The organism is Neiella marina (assembly GCF_002165625.1).
GTDB lineage: Bacteria > Pseudomonadota > Gammaproteobacteria > Enterobacterales > Neiellaceae > Neiella > Neiella marina.
Genome location: NZ_NGNS01000002.1, coordinates 313,000 through 327,488, shown reverse-complemented (window position 1 = coordinate 327,488; position 14,489 = coordinate 313,000). Strand labels below are relative to the sequence as shown.

General features: G+C 49.0%; 14 protein-coding genes. 2 read left to right on the top strand and 12 right to left on the bottom strand.

Annotated elements, in window-relative coordinates:
• The first annotated feature begins 124 nt into the window (after positions 1-124).
• Positions 125-1,444: an exodeoxyribonuclease VII large subunit gene (xseA, locus tag CBE68_RS03295; protein WP_229744608.1), complete on the top strand. Its 1,320-nt coding sequence runs from the start codon at positions 125-127 to the stop codon at positions 1,442-1,444.
• Positions 1,445-1,514: 70 nt separating this feature from the next.
• Here xseA and CBE68_RS03290 read toward each other — a convergent pair whose 3' ends face one another.
• The 10 genes from CBE68_RS03290 to folE all read right to left on the bottom strand — a co-directional run bounded on the left by CBE68_RS03290 (position 1,515) and on the right by folE (position 11,699).
• Positions 1,515-1,769, bottom strand: coding sequence for a zinc ribbon domain-containing protein (locus CBE68_RS03290; protein ID WP_087504620.1), 255 nt, complete (start codon positions 1,767-1,769; stop codon positions 1,515-1,517).
• A 28-nt stretch (positions 1,770-1,797) separates the two neighbouring features.
• A complete protein-coding gene (gene der / locus CBE68_RS03285; RefSeq protein WP_087504619.1) occupies positions 1,798-3,297 on the bottom strand; it encodes a ribosome biogenesis GTPase Der in 1,500 nt (499 codons plus the stop codon).
• A 68-nt stretch (positions 3,298-3,365) separates the two neighbouring features.
• On the bottom strand, positions 3,366-4,559 hold the full coding sequence (gene bamB / locus CBE68_RS03280) for an outer membrane protein assembly factor BamB (RefSeq protein WP_087504618.1): 1,194 nt from the start codon (positions 4,557-4,559) through the stop codon (positions 3,366-3,368).
• Between the two features lie 4 nt (positions 4,560-4,563).
• Entirely contained in the window at positions 4,564-5,199 is a 636-nt protein-coding gene (locus tag CBE68_RS03275; protein ID WP_087504617.1) for a YfgM family protein, read from the bottom strand.
• 3 nt (positions 5,200-5,202) lie between these two features.
• Positions 5,203-6,492, bottom strand: a complete 1,290-nt coding sequence (hisS, locus tag CBE68_RS03270) for a histidine--tRNA ligase (protein WP_087504616.1) — start codon at positions 6,490-6,492, stop codon at positions 5,203-5,205.
• A 98-nt stretch (positions 6,493-6,590) separates the two neighbouring features.
• A complete protein-coding gene (gene ispG, locus CBE68_RS03265; protein WP_087504615.1) occupies positions 6,591-7,712 on the bottom strand; it encodes a flavodoxin-dependent (E)-4-hydroxy-3-methylbut-2-enyl-diphosphate synthase in 1,122 nt (373 codons plus the stop codon).
• A 4-nt stretch (positions 7,713-7,716) separates the two neighbouring features.
• A complete protein-coding gene (locus tag CBE68_RS03260) occupies positions 7,717-8,706 on the bottom strand; it encodes a RodZ domain-containing protein (RefSeq protein ID WP_087504614.1) in 990 nt (329 codons plus the stop codon).
• A 23-nt stretch (positions 8,707-8,729) separates the two neighbouring features.
• A complete protein-coding gene (gene pilW, locus CBE68_RS03255) occupies positions 8,730-9,821 on the bottom strand; it encodes a type IV pilus biogenesis/stability protein PilW (protein ID WP_087504613.1) in 1,092 nt (363 codons plus the stop codon).
• Between the two features lie 25 nt (positions 9,822-9,846).
• Positions 9,847-10,965 carry a bifunctional tRNA (adenosine(37)-C2)-methyltransferase TrmG/ribosomal RNA large subunit methyltransferase RlmN gene (locus CBE68_RS03250; protein ID WP_087504612.1) on the bottom strand — a complete coding sequence of 373 codons (1,119 nt, stop codon included), beginning with the start codon at positions 10,963-10,965 and terminating at the stop codon, positions 9,847-9,849.
• A gap of 95 nt (positions 10,966-11,060) precedes the next feature.
• Positions 11,061-11,699 carry a GTP cyclohydrolase I FolE gene (folE, locus tag CBE68_RS03245; RefSeq protein ID WP_087504657.1) on the bottom strand — a complete coding sequence of 213 codons (639 nt, stop codon included), beginning with the start codon at positions 11,697-11,699 and terminating at the stop codon, positions 11,061-11,063.
• A gap of 196 nt (positions 11,700-11,895) precedes the next feature.
• On the opposite strand from folE, the gene folM reads away from it, so the two are divergent.
• Entirely contained in the window at positions 11,896-12,609 is a 714-nt protein-coding gene (gene folM / locus CBE68_RS03240) for a dihydromonapterin reductase (RefSeq protein WP_229744621.1), read from the top strand.
• 20 nt (positions 12,610-12,629) lie between these two features.
• Here folM and CBE68_RS03235 read toward each other — a convergent pair whose 3' ends face one another.
• The gene (locus CBE68_RS03235) at positions 12,630-13,781 is read right to left on the bottom strand and encodes an ABC transporter substrate-binding protein (protein WP_143824471.1); all 1,152 of its coding nucleotides are present in this window, start codon (positions 13,779-13,781) and stop codon (positions 12,630-12,632) included.
• Positions 13,782-13,957: 176 nt separating this feature from the next.
• The gene (locus tag CBE68_RS03230; protein WP_087504609.1) at positions 13,958-14,428 is read right to left on the bottom strand and encodes an NADAR family protein; all 471 of its coding nucleotides are present in this window, start codon (positions 14,426-14,428) and stop codon (positions 13,958-13,960) included.
• Between the last annotated feature and the right edge of the window lie 61 nt (positions 14,429-14,489).

Below are 14,489 nucleotides of genomic sequence, written 5' to 3'. Positions count from 1 at the left end.
TCAGGCAGCAATTTTAAACAACTATCTCGTTTACTTGATGCATAATGTCGAGCAACCTGTTTTTTCCTGTTCCCATAGCAAGAGTAGTCCCAAAACGATGATATCTGCTGACAACATCTTTAGCGTGTCTCAACTGAATCAGCATGTCAGCCAGCTGTTAAGTCAACAAATCGGTACCATCTGGCTAGAAGCTGAAATCGGTCAGCTGACTCGCGCGGCATCGGGTCATTGGTATCTAACACTAAAAGATCCATCTTCTCAGGTTCGTTGTGCCATGTTTCGAATGCGCAACCGCCAGCTCAGTTGGCAGCCTAATGTCGGCGATGCGGTACTCGTGAAAGCTCAAGTGGGTTTGTATGCTCCGCGAGGTGAGTACCAACTGGTCATCGACGCCATGCAGCCGGCAGGAATCGGACGTTTGCAGCAAGCGTTTGAACAAATGAAACGGGCGTTGCAACAACGTGGTTGGTTTGACCATGAACGCAAGCAAACGCTGCCAGAGTCGATACGAAAAGTAGGCGTCGTCACATCAGCATCAGGTGCCGCAGTCCACGACATATTGACCGTCATGGCTAGGCGTGATGCCAGTGTCGAGATAGTGATCTATCCAACGGCGGTGCAAGGTGAAGGCGCAGCAGAGCAAATCGCAGTTCAAATAGCCCTCGCCAATCGACGCAATGAAGTGGATGTATTGGTTGTTGGTCGGGGTGGCGGCAGCCTGGAAGATCTGTGGTGTTTTAATACAGAGGTGGTTGCTGCAGCGATCATTAACAGTCGCCTACCAATAATTAGCGCCGTCGGTCATGAAGTCGACGTTAGCATTGCCGATCTGGTTGCTGATCTGCGGGCAGCGACGCCCTCAGCAGCGGCAGAGTTGGTTACTTCCGATGCCGAACATCGATTGCAAGCCTTCAATAATATGATCAATCGGCTCAACCATGCTTGGCGTCATCAGCAACAAATCCATCGGCTAGCGCTATCACAACTATCTCAACGGCTAGAGCGACAACACCCGCGCCTGAGGATCCAACAACAAAGCCAGCGTGCTGACGAATTGCACTTCCAACTGCAACAAGCAATGCAGAAACGCTTGGAACATAGCAAGAGTAGGCAGCTAAACGGCCACCATCGATTATCCGCACAACGACCATCACTAATATTGGATCGCAAGCGCAATCAACTAGACAGTCTAAACAAACGACTCTCATCAGCGCTCAGCCAACGTCTTCAACAACAACAAAATAGGTTGGCAGTGCTTGCCGCCAAGCTCAATGTCGTGAGCCCGTTGGCGACCTTAAGTCGAGGCTACAGCATCAGCCGTAATGAAAAACAGCAGGTTATTCGGAGTATTCAGCAAGTGTCACAGGGGCAAAAATTGATAACCTTGCTCGAAGATGGCCAAATCGAAAGTACGGTGATCACAGCCGGCAAGACGACAAATTGATCACAGAGGAATTGCTGGGCCGCTCCTATGCAGCTGGAGCGGCAATAGTGATTAACAATAGCGAGTAAAACTAAAATCCAGCTCGCGCGGGTTCAAAAGAGACTTCTAGGTATCGGTGTCGAACCACCGATTTCGACTTCAGTTCATTGCAGTGATTGCAAAAGTAATCAACTGCACCACAGGCTTTTAAAATGCTGAGTGGGTCGCCACAGACATCACATACTGCTTGCGCCTCATATTGCGAACTGCACTCCTCGCAACGATGATGGCCGTCGTCGGCGATTAAGTAGCCCTGGCACTTCGGGCATTTCGGTCGTAGGGTCATAGGTCACCTCAGAGGTAGTTTTGTTTTATTATTTTTGTCTACCTTTGATGTACTTCATTAAACGCCGTCTTTTTCTGATTTGACTCAAAGTTAGTGTATTTTTTTTGTCCTTATATGGGTTATCACCCTCTTTAAACTCCATTTTGATAGGTGTGCCCATAATTTGTAGCGAACGTCGGAAGTAATTGGTCAAGTAGCGCTTATAAGAGCCAGGCAATGACGTTACCATGTTGCCATGAACCACAATAACCGGCGGGTTGTAACCACCAGCGTGGGCATAACGCAGCTTACTTCGACGACCTCGGACCATCGGTGGGTTGTGATCTTCTGCCGCGCCATGCAGTATTCGGGTTAGCATTGAGGTCGACACTCGACGCGTGGCGGACTGATAAGCTTCCTGCACCGATTCAAACAAATGGCCAACGCCACTGCCATGCAATGCAGAGATGAAATGCACTCGGGCAAAATCGACAAACCCCAAACGGCGGTCAAGTTCATCTTTGATCCGGTCACGAGCATGGGTATCCAGACCATCCCACTTATTAACCGCAACGACCAACGATCGCCCTGCGTTCAATACAAAACCCAATAGGCTCATATCTTGATCGCTAATGCCAGCATGAGCATCCAACACCAACAACACCACGTTGGCGTCTTCAATAGCCTGCAGTGTTTTGATCACGGAGAATTTCTCGATTGCCTCATTGACCCGCGCACGCCGACGAATACCCGCGGTGTCGATCAAGATATAGTCTTGCTCATCGCGTTCCATTGGAATGTATACCGAATCGCGCGTGGTACCGGGCATGTCGTACACCACCACCCGATCTTCGCCTAAAATACGATTAGTTAAAGTCGATTTACCAACATTCGGTCGGCCAACGATAGCAAGTTTGATCGGTAGATCTTCGAACGGCTGAGCTTCATCATCTTGCTCCAGTTCTTGCTCGGATAGCTCATCATCTAAGTCTTCAAACTCGGAATCGTCGACTAAATCATCAACCAAATCATCAAAGTTCGGCTCTGCTTCCAACTCTTCAAGCAACGGCACTAAGGATTCATCCAGCACCTGAGTGACGCCTCGGCCTTGAGCTGCTGCTATGCCATACATTTCACTGATCCCGAGTTGATAGAAGTCGGCCATCACTTGATTGGCATCGACACCGTCAATCTTATTAACCAGCAGCACGACATTTTTCTCACCACGACGCAAATGCTCAGCGATCTCAATGTCTGTTGGTGTCAAGCCGTCGCGACCATCAACCATAAAGAAAATAATATTGGCCTCTTCAATCGCCTGTTGCGATTGTTCAACCATTAAGGCATCAATTCCCTCTTCATCACCATAGATACCAGCGGTATCAATGACGATATACTCGCGCTCATGAAAGCGAGCTCGACCATACTGGCGATCGCGTGTCAAACCAGGAAAATCCGCAACCAGCGCATCTCTGGTTCGGGTCAGACGATTAAAAAGGGTCGACTTGCCAACATTCGGTCGTCCAACCAAAGCAATCACAGGGGTCATTCTTTCTTTCTCCAACAAAAAGCCCCGAGGCCGGGGCTTTAAAAATACAGCGAGCTACCGGGTCAACGCTAAGGTGTCTTGATGGCGTAAACGTCACCACCTCTAGTTTGTAGGTAGGCCACGTCGCCATCAATAACTGGCGTGGCATAAAGGCCATCGGAATCAATATGCATCCGCGCCATGAACTGCCCGGTATTGGCATCAAGCCAGTGCAAATAACCTTCAAAATCACCAACGATGACATAACGAGAGACAAACGCTGGTGTGGTAATTTGACGATTCTCTAGCTCTCTATTGGCCCACAACTCAGTGGCATCACGGCGGTCAATGGCAAAAACATAACTCGATGAACTGCTCAGATAGATCTGGAAACCGTCCATGACCATGCCCTGATAAGACGAATAGGGGCGCTTCCACCTTTCGCGACCAGAGCGCATTTCTGCCGCCACCAAGTCACCATTGTAGGCTACAGCGTAGACTGTGTCCCCGCCTGTTAACACGTCGGCGTCAACATCAACCATGCGTTCGAGGTCGTTAGTACCGACAGGCAAGGTCACTTGCTCTTCCCAAATCTGAAAACCGCGCTCTAGGAATATCGCTGTTAACTTGCCATCCGAGGTACCGGCGAATACTGCGCCATTGTCAATTGCTGGGGTGCCAGAGCCACGCAAAGTCAGTGGCGGAACAGCACCTTCAAAACTCCACAGCTCTTCGCCACTCTCAGCATCAATACCAAATATTTTGCCAGATAGCGTGTTGGCAACAACAATACCGTTAGCAACAGCAGGCGGTGCCAGTACTTCACCCGCTACAGCCACACGCCAAGCTTCTTCACCGGTTTCAGCATCTAGGCCAATAACAAAACCACGCTCGGTGCCGAGGAAAACTTTCTTGTAAGCAACCGTCACTGCACCAGAGACCATCGCTGAGCGATAACCGCCAAACCAGCGGTCAGTATCTCGTTCACCAACATGGACTTCCCACACGGTGTCTCCGGTTGCCTGATCGAGGGCTTTAACGACGCCATCTCGGCTCGCAGCAAAGACCTTGTCGTAGCCAACCGCGGGGCGAAGTCGAGAGGCATGATCGCCAACACCATCGCCGACTGACGCAGACCATAATTCTTCACCTTCAAACTGCGGCTCAAAATCTACCAGCTCAGCGACAATGATCTGTTCTTCATCATCACCAAACAGTGAACATGCAGACAATGTAAAAGTCGCCAGAGCAACTACGGCCAATGGGCGAAACCAGTTCGTCACAAGTTTACTCCTTGCTAGCCGTCTCTACCGGCGGAAGCTGCGTTGCAGGTGCAGCGATATCATCTAAACGAATTTGAATCGTTGCCGCTTGTTGCGGCGATACATTCATCAAAGCAGTTTGAAACGCTTGTCGAGCTGCATCGACATTACCGGCAGCAATGTGAGCTTCACCTTTAACCACTTCAACTTCACCGAGCAGTGACTGCGGCCATTCACCAGCCAATGTTGCTAATGCAGCATCCAGTTGGTTTAAAGCGACTTGAATACGGGCTAGGCGAATTTTGGCAACTTGCTGTAACGCCACTTCGTTTGCACCAGAGATAACCTGCTGCAATGTTGCCGCTGCAGCGTCAAGTTCTCCTGCTTCGACTTGCGTTTTAGCGAGTTTCAGTTCAGCAACTGCGACATAGCCTGATTTGCTGTAATCACTGGCAAACCCTTGCAGCTGTTCTGCCGTCAGCGCTTTCGAGAAAGCATCAGCAGCTTGGGCACTTTCAACTACTTGTTGTTGCTGAAAATAGCGGAAGCCATAAATGCCGCCAAGGCCAATCACAATGCCAATGAGGATCTGATTGCCGTTTTTACGCAAAAAGCTCTTAATGGCTTCAACCTGTTGTTCTTCGGTCTGGTAACCTTCCACACCTTACTCCGTTTCGTTCATTACCGCCGCGAGGCGTGTTGCTACTTCAGCCAAAGGAACTTGCTCCTGTGGCAGATCATGATTTCGTAAATGTTTGAGGCCGACGACACCATCAGCTAATTCTTGCTGGCCGAGGATCAAGGCGTAACGCGCACCACTCTTATCAGCACGTTTAAACTGCTTTTTCAGATTGCCGCCGCCGAGATGTTGCATGATCCGAACACCAGCCAACTCACTGCGTAACTGCTGCGCTAGTTTCATACTGGCAGCCATACACTCTTCGCCACTCGCCATGCAGTAAACATCCACTGGTGCTGGCAGCTCATTTAGCTTGCCCAAAGTTTCGAGCAACAACAGCAACCGCTCCATGCCCATGGCAAAACCAACGGCAGTGGTCGCTTTGCCACCGAGCTGCTCGACCAAACCGTCGTAACGGCCACCGGCACAAACTGTACCTTGTGCGCCCAAGGCATCAGTGACCCATTCAAACACGGTTTTATTGTAATAATCCAGCCCGCGCACCAAGCGCTCATTGATCTGGTAGCCAATCCCGAGCGAATCCAGCAGTTCACAAAGCCTAGTCATGTGTTGTTGGCTATCGTCGTCCAAATATTCAGACAACTTAGGCGCATCAACTAACAATGCTTGAGTCTGGGGATTTTTGCTATCCAATACCCGCAGCGGATTACTGTGTAAGCGGCGCTTACTATCTTCATCAAGTTGAGTTTCATGGGCAGTCAAAAACGCGACTAAGGCATCTTTGTAATCGGCGCGAGCTTGATTAGAGCCGAGCGAATTCAATTGCAAGGTAACCTGATCGGCAATACCAAAGTCTTGCCACATCTTGGCAGTTAACTGGATGACTTCTGCATCGGCATCGGCCCCTGACAAGCCGTAGAGTTCGACACCAAACTGATGAAACTGGCGGTAGCGACCTTTTTGCGGGCGTTCATGACGGAACATCGGACCGATGTACCACAAGCGCTGTTCTTGGTTGTATAGTAATCCGGCTTGGTTGCCCGCACGGACGCAGCTCGCTGTTCCCTCTGGGCGCAAGGTCAGGCTGTCACCGTTACGATCGTCGAAGGTATACATTTCCTTCTCAACGATGTCGGTCACTTCACCAATTGAACGTTTGAACAGGTCAGTGCTCTCTACTACTGGCGTACGGATCTCGGCATAGCCATAACCGGCAACCAAGTCTCGCAAACCTTGTTCAATGTATTGCCAAGCAGGAGACTGATCAGGAAGACAGTCGTTCATACCGCGAACGGCTTGAATTTGTTTCGCCACAGTGATGTTTTACCTGAGAAAGATAATTAAAGACCCGGCATTATAAGGAAGCCGGGCCGCATTACCAAATGTCCGTTGGAAGCAGGAGTGATGTTTTTTTACGAATCACCGATCTCGGTCACATCGATCCGCTGCTCTGGCAGCTCTCTGTTGAGTCGAGCACGAATGCGACTTTCCAATTGATCGACGAGATGATCGTTGTCGAAACGTTCTTTTTGACGCTCGCCATCTTCATAGAAACCACTGCGCTTGTGACCACCAGCGACGCCAATATCCGATACTTGCGCCTCACCTGGGCCATTGACCACACAGCCAATAACCGACACATCCATTGGCGTCACGACGTCTTCTAATCGTTGTTCGAGCTCATTGACAGTACCGATCACATCAAATTCCTGCCGTGAACAAGACGGACAAGCAATAAAGTTGATGCCACGAGAGCGAATTCGAAGTGATTTCAGAATATCAAAGCCAACCTTAATTTCTTCAACTGGATCGGCAGCAAGAGACACGCGCAAGGTATCACCAATACCTTCGGCCAATAACATGCCCAAGCCTATGGCGGATTTAACTGCACCGGCACGAGCACCACCCGCTTCAGTGATCCCTAGATGCAGCGGTTGATCAATTTTCTTGGCAAGCAGTCGGTAAGCATCGACCGCTAAAAACACGTCAGACGCTTTAACACTGACTTTGAACTGGTCGAAATTGAGTTTGTCGAGATAGTCGACATGGCGCATTGCCGATTCCACCAAAGCTTCAGGCGTTGGCTCGCCATACTTTTCCTGCAAATCACGCTCTAGCGAACCACCATTGACCCCAATTCGGATCGGAATATTACGATCTCGAGCGGCATCAACGACCGCTCTTACCCGATCTTCACGACCAATATTGCCAGGATTGATGCGCAAACAATCGACGCCATATTCAGCAACTTTTAGCGCAATGCGATAGTCGAAATGGATGTCGGCCACCAGTGGAATGTTAGTTTGCTGTTTAATCAGCTTGAACGCCTCCGCGGCATCCATGGTCGGTACGGATACCCTCACGATATCTGCGCCAACACTTTCCAATGCTTTAATTTGTGCGACCGTTGCTTCTACATCATTGGTCAAAGTATTGGTCATGGACTGAACAGAAATCGGTGCACCATCGCCAATTGGCACATTGCCAACCATAATGCGAGTTGATTGGCGACGTTTAATAGGATTATCAATCATCTGATTACTCTGCCGGGAATGTTAAACGCAATGTTTTAAGCGGATTGTCCACCTTAAACGGATAAGCTTCACCTTGATATTCTATCGTCACAGCATCGGGCACGCCAAATATTGCGTGAAATGGTGGCACACCAGAGAACTCGACAGCTCGCGCTGAAGTTTTTACTCCCTCAACAACGACTTCACCGGTCGCGTCTTCAACACGCATCCAGCAATCTTTCGATAACATAAAGCGAACTTGAGCCTGCTCCACTTGCTCAACCGATACAGCTTCAACCTGCTGCTCCACCAAGGAGCGCTCAACTTCATCAAGTATTGCAACTGCGCCGGCGCTATCAACATCGGCTTCAACAGAAGCCTCAACCTCATTAGCCGTCTCAGGCAATTCAGCAGACGGCTCTGCAACGGTTAGTTCATCTTGTGGCGCACTGACTATTGTTGCAGGCTCCGTAGGCAAAGTGGACTGTTGAGGTTGTTCGGCAATATCGCTCTCAAGCGCGGCACTAATGTCTGGGTGACCGACGTCATCATCGCTCTGATTAGTCGTGTCAGCGGGTTGAACTTCGGTTGTTGTTTGCGGGTTCAAGTTCAATTGTCCGTTTTGCTGTTTTTGCCACCACCAAACCACCAAAAAACCAATCAGCACCAAAACAATCAAGTAGGTCAACCACATCACCCGACTATCAGACCGCTCTGTGGAGGTACGATTTGAAAAACTCTGCATCTGAGCCTGCTCTACACGACCTTGATAGGCTTGCAGGACCTCACTCTCAGCAATTCCCAGCAACCGTGCATAGCTACCAAGATAGCCTCGAACAAAGGTACTAGAAGGCAGATTGTCGTTATCATCAGCTTCCAATGCTTCGATCACTGTCGGTCGCAAGTTCAACCGCGTAGCGACCTCTGCTACTGGAATTTGCGCCTGCTTCCGAGCTTCCTGCAATAATTGGCCGGCAGTTTTTGGCTCAGGCATTGTGTGATTGTCGTCTGCCATAGATAAAAATCCGATGTTCTCTATTAATACTTGCTATACACAATTTGACCATTGGCGATGCCAACGATGAATGCTTTTTTAGGTTTTACTAGGGCTTTTGCCTTTTCAGCAGCCTCTACAGTGGCATACTCGCCAGCAAAGTACTTGAACCAGCCATCGTGTTCAAATTCAACAACGTTGAGGTTCTTATCAATTAGGCGACCTTGCAAATAAGTCGCCGATAGGGGCTCTACGCTGGCTGCCACTTGAATCTTATAAATGGTAATAGCCGTCTCGGCAGCCGTCGCTTTGCTCGCTACCTCTGGCTTAGCGGCTTTTTCTGTTCTCACTTGCTCAGAGACTTGATTCGATGCCTCTGGGACTCGGATCAACGCATCATAGGCTTGTGGATAGCGCGACTGCAGTATCAGCCGATACTTTTGAATGTCTTGCCGATTGTTCTGCTTTACTGCCAATCGATAGCCAAGAACCGTACTATCGACATCGAGCGAATTTCGATTGAGGTAACGCTGAAAATAGAAATCTGCCGAATCAATCAAACCAAGTTGCAAATAGGAGTCCGACAATCCCAGCAAGGTTCTAGGCCGCGAGGCATCGTAGCTCAACACCTTATCAAAAAAGTCGCGAGCATCTTCTGGCTTCGATTGCCCCAACGCACAAAGGCCAGCATTTTCATATGCATCTGCGACTCGGATATAAGTGGGTTCGCGAACCGCAGCAGAAAATTGTTTAATGGCTTTTTCATATCGCCCTTGCTGGCAAAGAAACACGCCATAGTTGTTCATCACAGAGCCGTCATTAGCACCATAACGCAAAGCATCTCGGTATGCCTCCTCAGCAAGCTGCGGTTCACTAACGCGTTGGTAGTAGTAGGCTAAAGCTGAGTGTACCTCGGGTAGCTGCGGCGCATGTTCTTTAGCTTTGGTCAGATTATATTTAGCCTGAGCAGGATCGCCATTTTGTAAATAACGAAGACCAAGGGCGACTCGTGTCCGAGCCGCTTCGACGGGATCAGCTTGTTGTTCAACAACTTGTTTATTGGAGCCAGCAACGCGGGTCTCAGTGACGCAACCAGCGACACTCAAGACGGATAACAGCAGCAGAAAATAGCGCATGAAAAATCACGTACGTTACAGGGAATTACGCCATTTTGACCGAAATAGATTCGCCTTGCATCCGTTTTTTCAGAGTACGCTTGGTGCGGTCAACAACATCGCCAGCTAACTGACCGCAAGCGGCATCAATATCGTCACCTCGAGTCTTGCGGACAATCACGGTAAAGCCGTGCTCCATCAACACCTTGGCAAATCGGTCAATACGAGAATTTGATGAGCGACCGTAGGGAGCTTGGGGGAATGGGTTCCATGGAATGAGGTTGATTTTACATGGTGTATTCTTCATCACCCGCGCTAGTTCATGAGCCTGTTCCATGCTGTCGTTGACATGGTCAAGCATGACATATTCAACGGTAACTTTGCCTTGATTGGCATTTGACTTACTCAAGTAATTACGCACCGAACCTAAGAATGCTTCGATGTTGTACTTTTTGTTGATCGGTACGATCTCATCTCGTAACTGGTCTGTTGGTGCGTGCAAGGATATCGCCAACGCCACATCGATTTGGTCGGCCAACTTGTCTAATGCAGGAACCACACCCGATGTACTCAACGTAACGCGGCGCTTAGACAAACCAAAGCCAAAGTCATCCATCATCAATTCCATCGCAGGCACGACGTTCTTCACATTGAGTAACGGCTCACCCATGCCCATCATCACCACGTTGGTGATCGGACGGTCGTCATTTAGTGCCGCCGGGCCAATGATTTTAGCCGCTCGCCAAACTTGGCCGATGATCTCTGCAACAGAAAGGTTGCGATTAAAGCCCTGCTGCGCAGTCGAGCAAAACGTGCACTCTAAAGCACAGCCAACTTGTGAAGACACGCACAGCGTTGCCCGTCCTTCTTCGGGGATGTAGACGGTCTCAACCTCTTGGCCACCGGCAACTGTTAAGGCCCATTTGATGGTTCCATCAGAGCTACGTTGTTCAGTCGCGACTTCGGGAGCTTTGATTTCAGCGCAATCCGTCAACTTTTGGCGCAGTACCTTGTTGATATTGGTCATTTGCTCAAAGTCGTCGTAGCCGTAGTGATAAATCCACTTCATCACTTGATCGGCACGAAACGGCTTCTCGCCCATTTCGGCGAAAAACTCGCGCATTTGCTGACGACTAAGGTCCAATAAGTTGATTTTTTCTGACACGCGTTTGCCCTTCTACAACGACCCCCGATTTTGGGGCGCGGAATTGTACAAATTTTAGCACGCTAATGCCAGTTCTTCGCTTCCCCCCATGCGGGTCACGCTAGGAATTCCGCTCTGGTTTTCGAGCTGCTCTTGAAAACGCCTCCCAAAGCCGTTGTTTCTGTTGATGAATTCGAATCCATCACACCTCTGGACTTAACACAGTAGTGAGTCGCTCGAATACTCACGGCTACATCTTGGGTATTTAACAAGGTTTGCAACGCGATCAATACTTGCCTGGTTAATCGTTCTTGAACTTGTGGTCTCTGTGCGAAAAAACGGACGATGCGGTTAATTTTCGATAAACCGATAACACTATTTCGCGGAATGTAAGCCACCGTTGCCGAGCCGTCGATGGTGATGAAATGGTGCTCACAGGTTGACGTAACCGCTATATCACGAACCTTGACCATCTCGTCACAGCCCATTTTGTTATCGATCTGAGTGATTTTGGGGAAATTACCGTAATCCAATCCGCAAAAGATTTCGTCTACGTACATTTTGGCAATGCGATGTGGTGTTTCTGCCAGACTATCATCTTGCAAATCAAGGCCGAGGGCACTGACTACGTCCGTCATGCTTTCCATTATTTTCTGGTACTTTTGATCGCGATTTAGGCCGTTGTCTCGCAGGGGAGTTTCCAATCCTGCATCGACAAGCGCTTGTCTGACCGCGTTGGCTTGTGGCGACATCATCATCCTTTGTTCTCGTTTTCGTTTTATGTTTGGATGTACGCAAATGACAGCATTTAAGATTGATCAGTCTTTGTATTCTGATCGTTAACTGTTTGAATCCAGCAATTATAATCACTCCTAAGTGTATAGCATGTCGCCAAAAGCGCCTGTTTAAGGACAACTAAGTATGAGCAATTCCACCCCCAGCACAGATCCTCTGACCAATGCGATCATTATTACCGGCGGCGCTCAGCGAGTGGGGATGGCTGTGGCGAAGGATTTAGCTGCAAGAGGGCACTCGGTGGTCATTAGTTACCGACGCGATAAGGCATCTCTCGAGGAGCTGCAACAGCTCGGTATTACTTGCATACAAGCAGACTTCTCAAGCCAAACAGGCATCAATCAATTTATTGCGGCCGTGAAGCTTTGCTGCAACTCTATTCGTGCGCTGATCCATAATGCTTCTGACTGGCAACCAGAATCGGTCAATGTCTCGCCACAAGACACGATGACACAAATGATGCAGATCCACGCCATGGTGCCGTATCAACTGAACTTGGCATTGGCGGAGCTACTCGGCAGCAATGGCTGTGGCGATATTATTCACATGACCGACTACGTCGAGAAAACCGGGAGCAAAAAGCACATCGCCTATGCGGCCAGCAAGGCTGCATTGCATAACATGACCAAGTCCTTCGCAGCATTGTTAGCTCCGACCGTGAAGGTTAATAGCATCGCTCCTGGTTTGATCATGTTTAATGAAGACGACGATGAGGCATATCGGCAAAAGGCCAAAACAAAATCGCTGATGGCTATAGAACCCGGCGCTAACGTCGTGATTGACACGGTCAACTATATCCTCAGTAATACCTACCTGACAGGCAGTTGTATTGATTTGGATGGCGGCCGGGCATTGGCGAGCAAAAAATAGTTTGCTTTGGCTTCTATCAGCTAGTCTCCTGGCACTAGATTGAAGTCATAGCCATTGGCGCGAACAAACGAGTTATGGGTTTTGGTAAAGCGCCTGTAATCGGCCTTCAACCAATCTTTATTTGCCAACCACTGTTGATAGTCCAGCAAATTATCCATAGTGATAATGTTCATCTTGGTGTTAAACACGGTTTCACTCATTGCCAACTCTCCCCGGTTGGCATGGTCGAATGCGATCACCAGTGCCCACACACCATCTAAAAAGTGACCACCAATCGATGCATATAGCTGGCCTTGTTGAATCTTAGCAATTCCCAAATCACTCCAATCAAAGCTGCCCACGGTGGTATGGCGTTTGGCCTGTTCCGGCATAATGGCAAGCAAGTCAATCGCAGTGCCATCGGATGGCACCCAAAGCACGTCGGGGTATGAGTGGCGCTTAAACAAAGCTTGCGCTTTTTGTACTAGCTCTTCACCTCGCCAGTCAGAAAAGACCCGTTGCAACAGCGCAACTTTCTCACCTTCACTATTAATCTCAGCCAACGCAGCCCTCATTCCTAACAGGCGTTGACGACCGACTTGGCTATGGGTTGGACCACCAAAGGCGAGAGCCGTCAATACGTCTTTGTCAGGGGTTTTCTGCGATGCTTGTTGGACAAGCGAATGCATTAACTGCTTGCCAGCCAAATAATCATCTGGCGAGACATGACTTAACCAATATTGATAGCGCTCGCCAGGCTTGCCAAATTGTTCGGCGTAATCACTAGGCAAACCGGTGTTGATGGAAATGAAGTGAACGCGATTTTTCTCGAACATTTCCAGTGAGTTTTGCTCGATACCGCGCTGAAAGAAACTAATGAAATAATCGGGTTTATTCGGGCCTTCAATTATTTCTTGGTAGCGGGACAAGACCGAAAAGCGGTTATGCTCTTTGTGACTGAGTCGTTCTATCTTGAAGTCAAATTCAAACTGCCTTGCGGCAACCTGCATCGCACCTTCTAATTCACTCCAAAAGGGGTCATCCGCAGCCCCCGGCGACAGCAGAGTAATGCGAACAGGTTGTTGTGCCAACGCAGCAGGAAGAGCAAGCACCAGTAGTAACGAACAACACAGCAAGACGCGAGAGAACAAAACAATCAAACGGACGCCCTTATCAGCCCAACGTATGGGCAAGTTACGCGAACATCATTGCCTCGATTGAACCACACTGACTTAGTTTTCTCACCAATCAACAAGCGTAACTGTGTGCTGGCACAAGCTTCCTAGGGAGGAAAAGTATCGTTGCGTGAGCTATGACTGTTATCGGTAACCTAACCCTATTCCTAACCACGCATATGTGGGCCAAGATGTTAAGAGCTAGGTTGCTCTTCAATTAGTTTTTCGCGCACCTTCATCAGTACTTGCCCGTATTGATTCTCGCCGCGTTTATCTCTACCACATCCCCAAAAATAATCGTACGCATCGTTTTCGATCAAAGTTTGGCCTAGCGATTCGAGCAGTGCTTGCGCCACCTCGGGGTAAGTTTTGGCTGACACATAAACAGCCCGGGTCATGACCACAGTTTGAATTTTCTTCCAATCAGCTCGCGGACGTCGATACCACTTTGAGCCTATCTTCGCAGCCTGCTCTGCTGATGCAGCTTGATTAATGCGTTGCCGCAGTTCTTCATCAGAGAATTTCATGGCCTGAAAATAGTGTTCAATGGTCAACCAGGTCATGCCGTCTAATTCAAAGGGCCGCTCCACATGGCTCGACAACGGATGTGCCTTGTCATAGCGAGAAAAAAATGTTTTGTCATCGGTATCTTCACGAACAAACATCACTGCGTCCTATTACTGCAAATTATGGAGAACAATCTGCTATCAGCTTATCGGATTGTGG